This window comes from Chryseobacterium taiwanense (assembly GCF_000813825.1).
Lineage (GTDB): Bacteria > Bacteroidota > Bacteroidia > Flavobacteriales > Weeksellaceae > Chryseobacterium > Chryseobacterium taiwanense.
In genome coordinates, this window is the sequence record NZ_JWTA01000023.1 from 26,197 (window position 1) to 42,258 (window position 16,062).

14 protein-coding genes are annotated in these 16,062 nt (G+C 35.4%); 8 read left to right on the forward strand and 6 right to left on the reverse strand.

Translation table 11 applies throughout. The features are described 5' to 3' along the window. Positions 1-63: 63 nt before the first annotated feature. From RM51_RS18705 to RM51_RS18730, 6 genes are all read right to left on the reverse strand, one after another. Complete coding sequence (locus tag RM51_RS18705) at positions 64-954, reverse strand: 3-hydroxybutyryl-CoA dehydrogenase (protein WP_185095021.1); 891 nt, start codon at positions 952-954, stop codon at positions 64-66. Further along, positions 954-1,376 carry a hypothetical protein gene (locus RM51_RS18710; protein WP_039373210.1) on the reverse strand — a complete coding sequence of 141 codons (423 nt, stop codon included), beginning with the start codon at positions 1,374-1,376 and terminating at the stop codon, positions 954-956. Before RM51_RS18710 ends, RM51_RS18705 begins: the two co-directional genes overlap by 1 nt. A gap of 30 nt (positions 1,377-1,406) precedes the next feature. Further along, a complete protein-coding gene (gene bla-A / locus RM51_RS18715; protein ID WP_039373212.1) occupies positions 1,407-2,285 on the reverse strand; it encodes a CGA/CIA family class A beta-lactamase in 879 nt (292 codons plus the stop codon). Positions 2,286-2,353: 68 nt separating this feature from the next. Continuing rightward, a complete protein-coding gene (locus tag RM51_RS18720; RefSeq protein ID WP_052248579.1) occupies positions 2,354-2,800 on the reverse strand; it encodes a hypothetical protein in 447 nt (148 codons plus the stop codon). Between the two features lie 62 nt (positions 2,801-2,862). Next, complete coding sequence (locus RM51_RS18725) at positions 2,863-4,584, reverse strand: cellulase family glycosylhydrolase (RefSeq protein WP_039373218.1); 1,722 nt, start codon at positions 4,582-4,584, stop codon at positions 2,863-2,865. 272 nt (positions 4,585-4,856) lie between these two features. Next, on the reverse strand, positions 4,857-5,819 hold the full coding sequence (locus tag RM51_RS18730) for a Gfo/Idh/MocA family protein (protein WP_039373220.1): 963 nt from the start codon (positions 5,817-5,819) through the stop codon (positions 4,857-4,859). A gap of 125 nt (positions 5,820-5,944) precedes the next feature. Here RM51_RS18730 and RM51_RS18735 point away from each other — a divergent pair, with 125 nt between their 5' ends. From RM51_RS18735 to RM51_RS18770, 8 genes are all read left to right on the forward strand, one after another. Continuing rightward, entirely contained in the window at positions 5,945-6,595 is a 651-nt protein-coding gene (locus RM51_RS18735; protein ID WP_039373224.1) for a protein-L-isoaspartate(D-aspartate) O-methyltransferase, read from the forward strand. Between the two features lie 131 nt (positions 6,596-6,726). Then, a complete protein-coding gene (locus tag RM51_RS18740; RefSeq protein ID WP_039373226.1) occupies positions 6,727-7,122 on the forward strand; it encodes a DUF1801 domain-containing protein in 396 nt (131 codons plus the stop codon). A gap of 64 nt (positions 7,123-7,186) precedes the next feature. Beyond that, positions 7,187-7,417: a hypothetical protein gene (locus RM51_RS18745; protein ID WP_039373229.1), complete on the forward strand. Its 231-nt coding sequence runs from the start codon at positions 7,187-7,189 to the stop codon at positions 7,415-7,417. A gap of 99 nt (positions 7,418-7,516) precedes the next feature. Then, positions 7,517-8,500, forward strand: coding sequence for a 2-hydroxyacid dehydrogenase (locus RM51_RS18750; RefSeq protein ID WP_039373232.1), 984 nt, complete (start codon positions 7,517-7,519; stop codon positions 8,498-8,500). Between the two features lie 52 nt (positions 8,501-8,552). Continuing rightward, positions 8,553-8,843 (forward strand): hypothetical protein, encoded by a 291-nt coding sequence (locus RM51_RS18755; RefSeq protein WP_039373238.1) that lies wholly within the window; start codon positions 8,553-8,555, stop codon positions 8,841-8,843. A gap of 196 nt (positions 8,844-9,039) precedes the next feature. Continuing rightward, positions 9,040-13,239 (forward strand): T9SS type B sorting domain-containing protein, encoded by a 4,200-nt coding sequence (locus tag RM51_RS18760; RefSeq protein ID WP_084111242.1) that lies wholly within the window; start codon positions 9,040-9,042, stop codon positions 13,237-13,239. A 172-nt stretch (positions 13,240-13,411) separates the two neighbouring features. Then, positions 13,412-13,831, forward strand: a complete 420-nt coding sequence (locus tag RM51_RS18765; protein ID WP_052248580.1) for an endonuclease domain-containing protein — start codon at positions 13,412-13,414, stop codon at positions 13,829-13,831. Positions 13,832-13,969: 138 nt separating this feature from the next. Next, positions 13,970-15,955, forward strand: coding sequence for a urocanate hydratase (locus RM51_RS18770; RefSeq protein WP_039373243.1), 1,986 nt, complete (start codon positions 13,970-13,972; stop codon positions 15,953-15,955). Positions 15,956-16,062: the final 107 nt, after the last annotated feature.

Genomic DNA, 16,062 nt, shown 5'->3' on the forward strand with positions numbered 1-16,062 from the left:
ATAGAGGGTAGCTTTTAACAAACCAAATGTATAACTTATAACTCACAACTCATAACGTAAAGTCTATTTTGAGAACATTTTCGCTACTTTTTCAGCTTTTTTGCTTTCAGAATAGTCATAGAAACCTTCTCCTGATTTTACTCCAAGTTTTCCAGCCATTACCATGTTGACTAACAATGGGTTTGGTGCATATTTAGGATTCTTGAATCCGTCGTACATTACGTTTAAGATCGCTAAACAAACGTCAAGACCAATAAAATCCGCTAATTGAAGAGGTCCCATCGGATGAGCCATTCCCAATTTCATTACCGTATCGATTTCTTCAACTCCTGCAACACCGTTATATAATGTTTCGATAGATTCGTTGATCATCGGCATCAAAATTCTGTTAGCTACGAATCCTGGATAATCGTTTACTTCTACAGGAACTTTTCCTAAGGTTTTGCTCATTTCATAGATTGAATCAAACGTTTCTTTAGATGTAGAATATCCTTTGATGATTTCAACCAGTTTCATGATTGGAACAGGGTTCATAAAGTGCATTCCGATTACTTTATCAGCTCTTTTTGTAGCTGCTGCAATTTTAGTAATAGAAATAGAAGATGTATTGGTAGCCAGAATACAGTTTTCAGGGGCAAATTCATCCATCTGACCGAAGATTTTCAACTTCAACTCCTGATTTTCAGTCGCAGCTTCTACGATAAGATCTGCAGAACCTACAGCATCCTGAAGTGCTGTGAAAGTCGTAATATTTCCTAAAGTTTCAGCTTTTTGTTCTTCTGTAAGGTTTCCCTTTGCAATTATTCTGTCAAGATTGGTAGTAATGGTTTTCAAACCTCTGTCTAAAGCATCTTGAGATATATCCACCAAGTTTACTTTAAATCCGCTTTGTGCAAAAGTATGTGCAATACCATTCCCCATGGTTCCTGCTCCGATAACTACAATGTTTTTGATCATTTTGATTTTTCTTTTTTATAGATAGTTAAATTATTTAATTTGTTTAAATTTTCTTTGCTTAAAGATTGGGTAGGCGTGAAAAACACAGATCCGTCACTGCTGCGATTTCTCTTATTATTTTGTGATATTACCGTTTCTTCAAGACCTTTTATGAATTGTTTTCTTTTAGATTTAGAAAGAGCATCAATTCCGATAAAAAGCTTGAATTCACCTTCTCTCCCAAGTCCCGACTGTCTGTAGACCTCAATCGGTTTTCTTTTGTTTTTACTTTGAAAAGTTTCAATATACGTCATGACAGGGTTGGTTGAGGGAGTTCCGCAACACATGCTGTTGTAATCCAGATAAAGATACGTTTCACTCTTCTGCGCAAAGAAAAATGCACAGGTAAAAATTCCTATTATTAAAAATGTTTTTTTCATTTTAACGGTTTTAAAATTAAGCTTTAAATTTTACTTATTAAAATAATCCCAAACAGTCTTTGAAATGTCTGAAATCATTTTACAATTGACAGCATCTGTTTCCATTGAATTACTGACAAATACAGCTATTGCATAATGCTTGCCATTCGGTAAAGTAATGATCGCAATTTCGTTTTCAGCCCCTGTTAAACCCGCATCATTCTTTCCTGAAGCTCCCGTTTTTCTTGCTGCAGGAGTATTTTTAGGAAGTTGTTCAATTAATTTGTTTAATCCTGTTGAAGTAGATAACATCACCTTCATTAAGTAATCTGTGGATTTTTTTGATAACAGCTTTCCGTCATAAAATTTTTTCAAAACATCTGTTGCAGAGTTCATGGTGCTGTAGTTTTCATACTGAACATTCCAGTCTTTGTGCATCGCTTCTTCATTATACTTAATTTGAAAGCCTTTTACTCCTTTAGAATCCATAAACTTCTGAACGGTTTGTGTACCTCCCAATAAATTCAGCATAATATCACAACCATTGTTATCACTTCTTGCAACGGTCATTTCAAGAATTTCACTTAAAGGAACTTCAACACCGCCATTGGGATACTTATCGCGAAGAGGCGACCATGTATTTTCCAGTAAATTAGATTTATTTAATGCAATTTTTTGATCTAAAGAAAGTTTTCCTTTGTCTACAAAATCTAAAACGGCAGCTACAATATGAAATTTAAAAACACTTTGCATCGGCAGTTTTTTGTCTGCATTTTTGCTGTATTTAAAACCATTTTCAAAACCCAGCACAGAAACTCCGACTGTTGCTTTTTTATCTTTGATAATGGAGTTGATTTTTTGATCTAAAACGGATTGCTGAGCGAATATAAACGCTGAAATCAAAAGGAAAAACAGACTTATTTTTTTCATAATAATAGAGATTAAAAAATCCTTCTTAAAAATTAAGAAGGATGGTATTCAAATATAAATAAATTAATTTACATCATACGTCCGAAAGCAGCAAACATGCCCCATAAAATCATAAGAATATAGATTCCCATTATTACAATGGTAAGAATTCCGATGAACTTATAATGCGATTTAATGTACTCAAATGAAGAAGTAAGGCTTGCTTGGTTATTGGTACGCAAAGCATTCTTCATATTAGACGAAAATTTATACAGGTAATTAATCGGTACGAAATAAAAACCGGCAATAAGAATATAAAAAATACCTACAAAAACACCGCCTCCAAAAGGACCAAAGCTAGTCGATGCTCCTATAACCATTATAAATAAAGCTACAACCACCATCAATCCAAGACCGACAAAGCCTAGAATAGATAAAAAGTTAGCCCATTTTGCGGTTTCTGTAAGAAATTCTCTTGAAATTCTGTCGATTCTTAACTCCTCGAATTGTTCGAAAGGAGATTTTGTTTCCATCATAGTTATAATTTTTCTGCAAAATAATTAAATTATTCGAACTCTGCTTTATTAGTTCCAAAATATTACTTTACTTCAAAATATTTCAGATTAACTCCGTCATTCTCAAAATAAATTCTGATTTTATTTTCTCCTTTTTTTAGATTAATTCCTTTGGCAGAAACGGTTTTCCAGATTTCATTTCCTCCGGTTGAGCTTAATGAAAATGTTGCCAGTTGTTTGCCTGAAGCATCTTCAAGTCTTATTTTTGCAGCATTTTTGCTGGAATAAGTAAGGTCAAAAGTATACGCTTTATCCGATTTCACATTGATGGTATACTGTAACCATTCTCCGCTTTCTGTTTTCCCAACATAGTATTGATGGTCATTGGTTTTATAAATGTCAACCCCGTCATTTCTTAATTGGTTTCCTGAATTCCATTCCGATCTTTTAGCAGGATCACTTACCCAAAGGTTGATGAAATCTTTATCTAAATAAGCGGAGCCCATTCTTCCCAAATCATAATCTGTTGCTGAGATTTTTCCCGGAGCCTGAAGATTTTTAAAAGGTTTTGTAGAATTCTCTTTAGTTTGTCTAAACATGGCATCAATAACATCATTTTTGATTTCGACATTATTAAACTTATAGTTATCTGCAATCTGCATTAAAGTTTTTTCAGCAAATTCTTTGGATGGTTTTTCACCTCCGTTTTTCCAGTAATCTAACAGTTTTTGATATTCCGGAGTGATTTTTACATTGGTAATTCCGGCTATATTATCAATCTTTTTCATCGGCCAGAATGCATAACCAATATTATGTTTGTCTAAAAGCTGTATAAGTTCTGTAAACCATACATTTGAGTTTTCTCCTGTTTCTCCCAACCAGATGGGAACATTGTGTTTTTCTCTTAAATCTAACGCAAATTTTAAGGTTGCATCATCGTTGTAATTCCAGTATTTATGGAAACTGAACGCCATATTATTATCCCAAAGTGGTGTTAAACCATTGTAGTTATTTCCCCATCCGTTTCCTTCAATAATGATGATGTGCTTTTTATCAACAGTACGAATCGCCTCCGTAATCTCTTTTTGCAATTTCCAAAGAGGAGCATTAGACATTTCGTCTGTTCCATTAGGATTTTTTCCTGTGAAGTTGATGTTGGGTTCGTTGATCAGATCATAACCTCCAATCCACGGTTCATCTTTATATCGTTCTGCCAGTTTTTTCCATAAAGCAATTGTTTTTTTCTGATTTTCTTCGCTGTCCCAAAGTGAAGGCTTCGTTTTATTATTATCAGAAATATTGACGTCATTTCCTTGTCCTCCCGGAGCTGCATGAAGATCAAGAATCAGATACATTTTGTTGTCTGCACACCATTTTAAAAGATCATCAGTCATTTTAAAACCTTCTTCCAACCAAGTATTTTGTCCTTTTTTAGGTTCTTTTTCGATAGGTAAAGTATACAGATTATAATGCATAGGAAGCCTGATCGAATTGAATCCGGCTTTCTTCAGAAAATCAATGTCCTGTCTGGTGATCCCATTGTTAAGATAGGCTGCATAAAATTCATTCATTCCGTCTTCACCAATCAGTTCAGCAATTTTCTCTTTGATTTTATATTGTGGACCTGCAAAATCAGCGGTTTTCAACATATAACCTTCCTGCAGCATCCATCCTCCTAAACCGAGGCCTCTTAATTGTATATTTTCTCCTTGGTCGTTTACGATCTTCTGACCATTGGTCTTTAATAATTGTGATGTCCCAAATTGAGACAATAAAAAAGCGGATAGAAGGATGACTCTTTTCATAATAGTTTTAATTATTTAAATAATAAGGGATTGTTTTTAAGAATTTGAGTTTATACAATGACAAATATATTTAAAAATTGTTGAATAAAAATTAAATAATCAATAAACCCAAAAGATTTTGTTTAAAAAAATGAAGAGATTGGAGCTAAATAGAGACTCTTAATTAAGCTTAATGAAAAGAATTCTAGTCAAACTATTTGAAGTTAATTCACACAAAAAAAACGGGCTTTTGCCCGTTTATGTATGATATAAAAATTAATGTAATTTAAAGTTTATGAAATCAGCTTCATAATCTCCAAAGCAATTTTTAAAGCTTCTGTTCCATCTTCAAGAGAAACTTCAACATGTGTATCTTCAGTAATAGAATCTGCGAAAGAATTTAATTCATCCAAAATCGCATTATTAGGCTGAATATTTGGATATTCAAACAAAATCTGATTCTTTTCTCCATCAGCGTTTTCAATAATCATATCGAATGGAGTCGGTTCTGCGGGAGCATCCTTCATCCGGATTACTTCCGCCTTCTTCTCAAGGAAATCAACAGAAATATAAGCATCTTTCTGGAAAAAACGGCTTTTTCTCATCGCTTTCATCGAAATTCTTGAAGTCGTAAGATTCGCAACACATCCGTTTTCAAACTCTATTCTTGCATTGGCAATATCCGGAGTTTTGCTGACTACACAAACACCACTGGCATGAATGTTCTTAACCTTAGATTTTACAACACTTAATAAAATATCCAGATCGTGAATCATTAAATCCAACACCACAGAAACATCCGTTCCACGAGGATTGAATTCAGCCAGTCTATGGATTTCGATAAACATCGGATCTTTAATATATTCTTTCGTTGCCATAAAAGCAGGATTGTATCTTTCAACGTGTCCTACCTGAGCTTTGATACCATTTTCACGGCATTTGTAAAGAATTTCCTCAGCTTGCTGCAATGTTTGGGTTACCGGTTTTTCAATAAAAAAATGAAGCTTTTTTTCGATAGCTTTTAATGCATAATCGTAATGATAAATGGTTGGAGTTACAATATCCAGCATCTCAATTTGATCAAGCAACTCATCGAAATTTTCAAAATATTTATATCCGAATTCGGCTTCTATTTTTTTTCCGTTTTCTGCATCTTTGTCATGAAATCCTACAAATTCATACTTATCAGATTGATTTAGAAGACGTAAGTGTATCTTTCCTAAATGTCCGGCACCTACCAAACCTGCTTTTAACATAGCTGTATTAAATTTTTGTAAAGATAATAAAGAAGTTAGATTTCAAAGGTTAGAATTTGTTTTTTTGTGGATAAATCTTTTCTTGAATCTCGGAAATCTAACATCTAATTTCTTATTTTTGTGACATGCAGGATTCGTTTGTACATAAGGGGAAAAGAAAGATTTTGGTTGATTATCTTAGAAATAGGATCGGGATTTCGGATGAAAATGTACTTTCGGCAATGAATGAAGTTCCGAGACATCTTTTTATTGAAAGCATCTTTGAGGACTTTGCTTATGAAGACCGTGCTTTCCCTATTTTAGCCCATCAAACGATTTCTCACCCTTCTACGGTAGCGGAACAATCAGAACTTTTACAGGTAAAACCGGGTGAAAAAATATTAGAAATTGGAACCGGTTGTGGGTATCAGACGGCAGTTTTATTAGCCATGAAAGCTCACGTCTACACGGTGGAGAGACAAAAAGATCTTTTTGATTTTTCAAAGAAAAAACTTCGTGAAATGCATTTGTTTCCTAAATTTCAGAGTTTTGGAGATGGTTTTGCCGGACTTCCCACCTTTGCTCCTTTTGATAAAATCATTGTAACCTGTGGTGCATCAATATTACCAACAGAATTATTGAAACAGCTAAAAGTTGGAGGGAAAATGGTTATTCCTTTAGGTCCTACCGATGAACAGGTGTTATTCAGATTCACAAAAGTATCACCTACCGAATTTGAAAAAGAAGAATTTGGTGCCTATAAATTTGTTCCGATGTTGGGAAGCACCAATCAGTAAATTCTCATACTATACATAAGATTTTAAAAAGGATTGTTTAACTTTAAACAGTCTTTTTATCATTATGTAAGAATCTAAGCAGTTTGGATTCCTACGGAATGATAGAATGGTATTAAAATTAAGATCAAAACATGAATTCCGATATCCAAACATACATTGAGTCACAAACAGAATCTGATCAACGGATCTGTTTAAAACTCTCCGAGATCATTAATGAAAATCTAATAGAAGCCGAATCAAAAGTATGGCATGCCCATCCTGTCTGGTTTTTAGATGGAAATCCGATTGTAGGCTATAGCAAGCAAAAGAAAGGGATTCGGTTGATGTTTTGGAGCGGAAAATCATTTAATGAAGAATTGTTAAATGTTCATGGGGTAAAATTTCAGGATGCTTCTGTTTTTTACAATGATGTCTCTGAAATTAATGAAGACGATTTAAAAAGATGCCTCGAAAAATCTGAAAAAATTCAATGGGATTATAAAAACATTGTGAAAAGAAAAGGACAATTAATTCAAATAAAAAAATAATTTTTGATGGGTTCGGAATGATAATTGGACTCAAGGTAAAACTAATCTTTTAAATCTTATTATCATGGACACGAACAGATTTAAAGCATCACACGACTTCAGTAATATCCAGAAAAACCTTTCTCATAACAGGGGATATCATACAGGAAGTCATTCTCAACAAACCGATATGAAAAGTTTAGCTCATGAAGCATCCAAAAATGGTTTCATGACTCACACTCAAAAAACGGCTAAAGAGGTTTGGATGGAAATTCAGGAAATGAATTCCAAATCTTGGAATAAACATCAAAGATGACAAAAAATAATTTTTACTATTAAAGTTAGAAAAACCTTGCTTTTAACACGAGTAAGGTTTTTTATTTGAAAAACAATCAAAATTAATTACAAAATAAAAATGAAGGTATTCGTAAACAAGAGAATTCCCGAAATTGGAATTCATATGCTGAAAGACGCAGGATTGGAAGTTTTTATTCCTGAACATGAAAATTTATCTCATGATGAATGGCTGAGCTATTGTAAAAGCAACGATGTCATTTTGAGTGTAGGGGGTGAATTTAAATATGACAAAGATTTCTTTGCAGAATGTCCGAATATAAAGGCGATCGCATTGTATTCAGTAGGTTTTGATCATGTGGATATTCAGGAAGCTAATCACAGACATATTCCTGTGGGAAATACGCCTGATGTTTTAAGCAGAGCTACTTCAGATGTTGCATTTTTATTAATGCAATCGGTTGCAAGACGAGCAAGTTATAACTTTGAAAAAGTAAAATCCGGAAACTGGGGCGATTTTGATCCTCTACACGCATTGGGACAAGAATTGTATGGTAAAACATTGGGGGTTTTTGGCTTAGGAAGAATCGGTTTTGAGATGGCAAAGAAATCTCAGAAAGCTTTTGATATGAACATTATTTATCATAACCGTCATCAAAACAAAGAAGCTGAAGAAGAATTGAATGCAACATACGTTTCCTTTGAAGAGCTGATTGCACAGTCTGATGTTTTAAGTATTCACGCCAATTTCAGACTGGAGCAGAAAGAGTTGTTCAATACTTCGGTATTCGAGAAAATGAAAGAAAATGCGATCTTCATTAATACGGCAAGAGGAGGCTTCCACAATCAGAAAGATCTGTATAATGCCCTTGCTGAAAAGAAAATCTGGGGAGCAGGGTTAGATGTTACCAATCCTGAACCTATTTTTAAAGAAGATCCTATTCTGGGACTTTCAAATGTTTGTGTTCTTCCGCATATTGGCTCTGCAACCATAGAAGCAAGAAACGGAATGGCAAAATTAGCTGCAGAAAACCTGATTGCCTTTTCAAAAGGAGAGAAAATGCCGACGTGTGCAAATCCTGAAGTTTATTCTCAAAATTCTTAGGAACTTGGAATTATTTTTGTTTACATTTATATAACCACTAAATACGACAATTATGATACCTGAAAATAGCGAACAAGAGCAAAACAGAAGATTAGAACAGCGAGAATATAAGTCAAACGAAGATATTTTTAATCGCGAAAAACATATTCCGCTCGATGGAGATGGAAAACCCATAGAAGATGAAGAACTGTATGACAGTCTAGACAAAGGACTGGATATTCCGGGAGTAGATGATGACGATGAAATGGAAGAAATCGGCAGTGAAGATGAAGAAAATAATTATTGGAGTCTCAGTGACAATGAAGATGATCACGAAGAGGAAAATGATGATGTTTTGACTTAAATAATGTACCGATCATAAAAACAAGCTTTACTTAATGAGTAAGGCTTGTTTTTGTTATTATTTAAAATACAAATGATTATGTAGTAATTATATAGATTTTTTATATGTTATTTAATATAAATAAATAGTTATTATTGAATATTCTATAAATAAAAGTGGTAAATTTATCATATGTTAGTGATTAATTATTTAGCTTATGATGAATATTTTACGAATTTTATTCTTATTCATTAGTGCTTTAAGCTTCTCTCAGGCTCCGGTAAATGTGAAAGTGAAAGATGCAGCAGGAAATGAAAGCTTCAATGTTACCTGTACTAATGATCTCGATGCAAACGGCTGCATAGCACTTCATGTGGAATATCCTGTGCTCAAGCAGACTACAAGTTATGAAGCTACTCAGGAGACCTACAATCCTCCGATTCCGATGAATCAGGGAACATCATTAAATGCCAATTATGATGATCTTTTTGCTGCAAAACTGGATTTACCTTTCAAATTTTGTTTTTACAATCAATATTTCGATGCACTTATTGTAGGTTCAAATGGAATGGTAACTTTCAATTTGAATCAGTTGGGAAATATCAATTATCCGAATGTTCAGTGGCAGAATCCAAGTACGAGCCTTCCTAAAAATTCGATTTTCGGGGTATATCATGACATGGTTTTTTCATCAGGAGATTCTTCGGAAATTTATTATTCAACTATTGGAACGGCGCCTTTCAGAAAGTTTGTCATCAACTTTTTTGATGGGAGAGTTTCGGGCTGTACAGACCGGTCTTCATCACAAATCGTTTTGCATGAAACAACTAATGTAATCGAAGTCTTTGTTGAAAAAAAATTGCTCCCTTGTCCGACGAGGAAGTTTGAAAATGCACTCATTGGAATAAGCAATAATGACGGAACTCAAGGAGTTTCTCCGGCGGGCAGAAATACAGGAGTTTGGCAGGCGATGCAGGAAGGTTGGAAATTTAATCCGCTTGGAAATGTAATTCAGCCCAACGTTACCTGGACAAATTCTGCGGGACAGACGGTAGGAACAGGAATTCAGACGACGGTTTGCCCGACTGAGAATGATGTTTATACAGCGAATGTGAAATTTAATATTTGTGGCAACAGTGATCTGACAATAACCGATGATTTTCCGTTAACATTTGATCCGACCTATCCGGCTGCGAAAAACTATACCCAGAATTTTTGTGGAAATACGTCCGTTAATCTTACTTTAAATAGTTTCAATGCTAATGTAACTTCACAAAATCCGGTGAATTTTACCTTTAGTTATCACTCGAGTTTGCAGGATGCGCAGAATAATGTCGGTGCTTTGCCAAACAATTTTACATTAGCCAATAACACCATTTTATATGTAAGAATTCAAAATCCAACAACGCCAACTTGTTATCGTGTAGCCGTTTTAACTTTAAATTTATTAAGTAAAAGTTTAATTAAAGATACTGTAGAACTGTGCGATACCAACAATGACGGAGTAGAGCAGAACTATAATGTAAGCCTGTTAAATCATGAGCTTTTCGTTGCCGGAACAACGGGAATTACTTATTTCAATACCCAATCTGATGCTCAGAATAATATAAATGCGATCACTACAGCAAATATTACAGTAAGCACGAATCTTTGGGTAAGGCTTCAGGAAGGAGCCTGTACTTATATTTTAGGGCCGGTTCATTTTCAGTTTAAGCCGGGTGTGAATCTGAATTCACCAATCAATTTTCCATATACGATTTGCGATATTAATGCGGATAATCAGGAACCTTTTGATTTTACATTAAATATAGGTCCATTAATTTCAACACAAACCGGAGCTGTTTTTACAGTTTATAATACCTATGATGAAGCTTATAACGGAAACGGAAGTGTTGTAAATACTATAAAAGAAGGAGTTTATACACTTTATATAAGAGTTCAGGTTCCTAATGGCTGCTTTGCAGTTGCAACAGTGAATATGAACGTAACTTTCACAAAAATTCTGGCTAATGAAAAAAATGAATACATCTGTTTTAATGGAACGGATGATATCAGCATTAATTTAAATACACTTTCAAACGGAATGCTGATTTCTCCTGCAACCGTTCCTGTGACTGAATTTTACAACAGTTCTGCTGCTGCCAATTTGGGAACAGGATCAATCAGTCCGAACCAGACCATTACGACAGACGGAAATTTTGTAACACAAACCTATTTTGTCCGGTTTGAAATTTCAGATCAATGTTTTACAGTAAGACCAATTACAGTAAATTTGGTTCATCCGGTAATTGTTCAGTCCAGTTTTGCAATTTGTGATTTTAATAATGATAATTCGGAAAATATACAATTATCTCAATATTCATCAGCAATTGTCGGAAGCCAGAATGCATCAGTAATTTTTTATCCTACTTTGGCAGATGCAACCAATGGAACAAACCCGATTACCAATCTTACCGTTACAGGAACACAGCAGATTTTCGTTAAAATTAATTCTTACAATTGTCAGCAGATTTATCCGGTGAATCTAAGCTTAACATCTACTCCAATTGTGAATTCCCCCGTGAATATTACTTTAAATAATATTTGTGACAATAATAATGACGGAAGTGAAATTTACGATTTAACGCAGGCTCAGCCTCAAATTACTTCTGCTGCAAATGTAAGTTTTACGTATTATGTAAATTATGATCCGGCAACGCATACTTTTTCCAATGAAATCACAAATCCGACACAATTTGTAGTTACAGCAGGAAATGCAACGGTTTTTGTGAAGGTTAAATTAAATAATGGCGAATGTTTTTCAACTGCCCAGATCAACATTCAAATGACGTTTTTACCGCCAGTAGTTTTAAACAGTGCGAATTTAAATACATGCGATGAAGATTTTAATTTAAGCGAAACCTTTCAGCTAAATGATGCGATTCCGCAATTGTTTATTTCGTCACAAAATACACAGCCTTTGTCTGCTATGACGATTTCGTATTATAATACACAAGCTGATGCCAACGCCGGAAATCCGGCAAATCAGATAGGAACTTCGATTACGACGAGTATTTCTTCAATTCAGGTTTGGGCGAGATTCCAGTCACAGACGACAGGTTGCTATTCGGTTGCGCCCATTCAGCTGAATACTTATTTTCCTCCAAAAGCCATCAATTCTACAATTACGGTTTGTGATGAAAATTTAGATGGAAGCTATGAAGTGAATTTATTGAATTTTACAAATTTAATGGTTGATATTCCGAGTCCTGCGAATTCATTTACCTTTTATCTGACTCAACAAAATGCACAAAACGGAACAAATCCGATTGCAAATCCGGCTAATTATTCTGCAAATCCTTTCCCTGCACAAATTTGGGTGAAAGTTCAGAATATGCCGGGTTGTGATGATATTGCGACGATCAGTTTTGTGTTTGGAAATAAAGTGACTTTACAAAATAACGGACCTTTTCAGTTAGAAACCTGTGATACAGGAAATGATGGAATCGAGATTGTTAATTTAACGCAATTTCAATCACAAATTTATACAGGAGCGAACGTTACGTTCACTTATTATCCGACTTTAGCTGATCTTAATGCGGGTACAAATGCCATCTCAACGCCTGGAAATTTTAGTTATAATCAAGCTTCAGGTTCAAATATTGTTTATGTAAAAGTGAGTGTTCCCGGTTTTTGCCCAAGTGTTGTAGAAATTCATTTAGTTTTAAAGAAAACTCCGATTTTTGATATCCCGACACAATATTTCTGTCCGGAAGGCTCCTTGGATTATACGGTTCATATTGAAGGGTTTACCATTGTAAGTTATGTTTGGACAAACCCTTCAGGACAGATAATTTCCACTACGGATACCATTACAGGAATTACAACAGTTGGAACTTACACCCTTACTGTAACGGCAAGCAACGGCTGTTCTTACACCGAAACTTTTGAAATAAAACATTTTGAAGTTCCTGTAATCGAACAAATTGAAATTAATGGAACGACCGCAACAGTTCATGCAACAGGCTCGAAACCAATCTTATATTCTATCGATGGCATGACGTGGCAGGCAAGTAATATTTTCTATAATCTGCAGACCGGAATCATTACTTTCTATATAAAATATGCAGGAAGCGACTGTATTGTGAAACAGCAAAGCGTAATTTTAGATATTAAAAATGCCATCACACCAAACGGAGATGGATTAAATGATCACTGGATTGTTAAAAATCTTCAGGTTTTCGGAGATAAAATGTCGACCGTAAAAATCTTTGATCGTTATCAGGTATTGGTTTTCGAACAGAGCTCAAACAAACAATTCTTTTGGGACGGAACAATTAAAGGCAGACCTGTTCCTACATCAAGTTATTGGTATGTGATTACCCTTCCGGATAGTAGAACCTTTACAGGATGGGTTTTAGTGAAAAATAATAATTAATTTTAAAGATATATTTACAAACAAAAGCCTCATTGAATTTTCGATGAGGCTTTTTATTTTTGAAAAGAAAAAACACAATAAAATCATTCCAGCTATCCACAACGAAATTCCCCTCCTTTGGAGGGGTGGGGGGTGGTTAATATGACACAACAATTTAAAAAAACAACAAATAATGAAAGAAATCCTCACCAAAATCAACGGAGTTCCCATTCGAAGAAACTTCGTAGAAAACTTACCTTACAATCCCAAATTAAAACCATTGCTCAATGGAAAAAGGAAAGCGGGAATTCTCAGTGAAGTGCTGTTCTGGAAACAGGTTCGGGCGAGAAGTTTCCATAGAATAGATTTTGACAGACAACGAATTATTGGGAATTATATCGTTGATTTTTATGCTAAAACTCTTGGATTAGTCATAGAAATTGATGGATGGAGCCACGATAACAAAGGGTCTTATGATATTGAAAGACAAAAATACCTGGAATCTTTCGGATTAAATGTATTTAGAATTACAGACTTTGATATTAAAAACAATCTGAGTGTAGTGATGAAAGATTTAGAAAATTTCATTATCGAACATTATAGTCACCAGTAAGAATATACACAACAAAATTCCCCTCCTCCGGAGGAGGGGAATTCTTCGGAATTGCAAATTTTCGCACATTAGTTGCACGGATTTTCGAATTTGAATATCTTTAAAACTTTGAAATTTAAACTGAACTTAAACTGTACTATGACTTTCCAGGAACAGATACAACAAGGCATTCCAAGCCAGTTACCACCATCCAGACCTTACGAAACCAATATCAATCATGCTCCGAAGCGTAAAGAAATTTTAGGGGACGAAGAGAAAAAATTAGCTTTAAAGAACGCTTTACGTTATTTTGAACCTCAGTTTCATGCGGAATTGCTGCCTGAATTTAAAGAAGAGTTAGAAAAATACGGAAGAATCTATATGTATCGTTTCCGTCCGGAATATGAGATGAAGGCGAGACCGATTTTTGAATATCCGGGAAAATCTGAGCAGGCAAAAGCGATCATGCTGATGATTCAGAACAATCTGGATTATGCAGTGGCACAGCATCCCCATGAACTCATTACCTATGGTGGAAACGGAGCGGTGTTCTCCAACTGGGCACAATATCTTTTGACAATGAAATATTTGTCTCAAATGACGGACGAGCAGACTTTGGTGATGTATTCAGGGCATCCGATGGGATTGTTTCCTTCACATAAAGATGCGCCGAGAGTAGTCGTTACCAACGGAATGATGATCCCAAACTATTCTAAGCCGGATGACTGGGAGAAATTCAATGCGCTTGGTGTGACACAATACGGACAAATGACAGCAGGAAGTTATATGTATATTGGTCCGCAGGGAATTGTTCACGGGACAACGATTACTGTTTTAAATGCTTTCAGAAAAATACATAAAGAACCTCAAGGCGGACTTTTTGTGACTTCAGGATTGGGAGGAATGAGTGGAGCTCAGCCGAAGGCAGGAAATATCGCAGGATGTGTTACCGTTTGTGCTGAAGTCAATCCAAAAATCACAAAAATTCGTCACGAGCAGAAATGGGTGAACGAAATCCATGAAAACCTTGATGAACTGGTAGCAAGAGTAAAAAATGCTCAGGAAAACAAAGAAACCGTTTCTTTGGCTTACCTTGGAAATATTGTTGAGGTTTGGGAAAAATTCGATAAGGAAAATCTGAGAATCGATATCGGTTCAGATCAGACTTCGCTTCACAATCCGTGGGCGGGAGGATATTATCCTGTCGGGCAAAGTTTTGAAGAATCCAATAAAATGATGGCGGAAGATCCTGAATTGTTCAAGGAAAAAGTTCAGGAAACATTAAGAAGACATGCGGCAGCCATCAATAAACATACAGAAAAAGGAACCTATTTCTTCGATTACGGAAATGCTTTCCTGTTGGAAGCTTCAAGGGCCGGAGCCGATGTAATGGCAGAAAACCCTACGTTGGGAAGAGAATTTAAATTCCCTTCTTATGTCCAGGATATTATGGGGCCTATGTGTTTCGATTACGGTTTCGGACCGTTCCGTTGGGTATGTACGAGCGGAAAACCGGAAGATTTACATAAAACTGATGATATTGCCTGTGCAGTGCTGGAAGAAATTCAGCAGAACTCTCCTGAAGAGATCCAACAGCAGATGAAAGATAATATTCAGTGGATCAAAGGAGCGCAGGAAAACAAGCTTGTGGTAGGTTCACAGGCAAGAATTTTGTATGCCGATGCAGAAGGAAGAATGAAGATTGCAGAAGCTTTCAATAAAGCCATTAAAAACGGGGAGATCGGACCGGTAGTATTGGGAAGGGATCATCACGATGTTTCAGGAACAGATTCTCCATACAGAGAAACTTCCAACATCTACGACGGTTCAAGATTTACCGCAGACATGGCAATTCACAATGTGATTGGTGATAGTTTCCGTGGGGCAACCTGGGTTTCTATTCACAATGGAGGCGGTGTTGGTTGGGGAGAAGTAATCAACGGTGGTTTCGGGATGTTACTGGATGGAAGCGATGATGCCGACAGAAGATTAAAATCGATGCTGTTCTGGGATGTGAACAACGGAATCTCAAGACGTAGCTGGGCAAGAAATGAAGGTGCTATTTTCGCAATTAAAAGAGCAATGGAAATAGAACCTAATTTGAAAGTAACGTTGCCAAATTTTGTGGATGAGAGTTTGTTTTAAAACTTTTTAGATATTGAAAAACCTGCTGTGAGGCAGGTTTTTTTAATATTATGGATTACGATTTTGCCAGTTTTACTTTTGTTAGTAATCATGTAAAAGAATTAGGT

Coding starts and splice junctions, on each gene's coding strand:
- RM51_RS18710 (WP_039373210.1), bottom strand. CDS start 1,376: ATGAAAAAAACATTTTTAATAATAGGAATTTTTACCTGTGCATTTTTC.
- bla-A (WP_039373212.1), bottom strand. CDS start 2,285: ATGAAAAAAATAAGTCTGTTTTTCCTTTTGATTTCAGCGTTTATATTC.
- RM51_RS18720 (WP_052248579.1), bottom strand. CDS start 2,800: ATGATGGAAACAAAATCTCCTTTCGAACAATTCGAGGAGTTAAGAATC.
- RM51_RS18725 (WP_039373218.1), bottom strand. CDS start 4,584: ATGAAAAGAGTCATCCTTCTATCCGCTTTTTTATTGTCTCAATTTGGG.
- RM51_RS18730 (WP_039373220.1), bottom strand. CDS start 5,819: ATGTTAAAAGCAGGTTTGGTAGGTGCCGGACATTTAGGAAAGATACAC.
- RM51_RS18735 (WP_039373224.1), top strand. CDS start 5,945: ATGCAGGATTCGTTTGTACATAAGGGGAAAAGAAAGATTTTGGTTGAT.
- RM51_RS18740 (WP_039373226.1), top strand. CDS start 6,727: ATGAATTCCGATATCCAAACATACATTGAGTCACAAACAGAATCTGAT.
- RM51_RS18745 (WP_039373229.1), top strand. CDS start 7,187: ATGGACACGAACAGATTTAAAGCATCACACGACTTCAGTAATATCCAG.
- RM51_RS18750 (WP_039373232.1), top strand. CDS start 7,517: ATGAAGGTATTCGTAAACAAGAGAATTCCCGAAATTGGAATTCATATG.
- RM51_RS18755 (WP_039373238.1), top strand. CDS start 8,553: ATGATACCTGAAAATAGCGAACAAGAGCAAAACAGAAGATTAGAACAG.
- RM51_RS18760 (WP_084111242.1), top strand. CDS start 9,040: ATGATGAATATTTTACGAATTTTATTCTTATTCATTAGTGCTTTAAGC.
- RM51_RS18765 (WP_052248580.1), top strand. CDS start 13,412: ATGAAAGAAATCCTCACCAAAATCAACGGAGTTCCCATTCGAAGAAAC.
- RM51_RS18770 (WP_039373243.1), top strand. CDS start 13,970: ATGACTTTCCAGGAACAGATACAACAAGGCATTCCAAGCCAGTTACCA.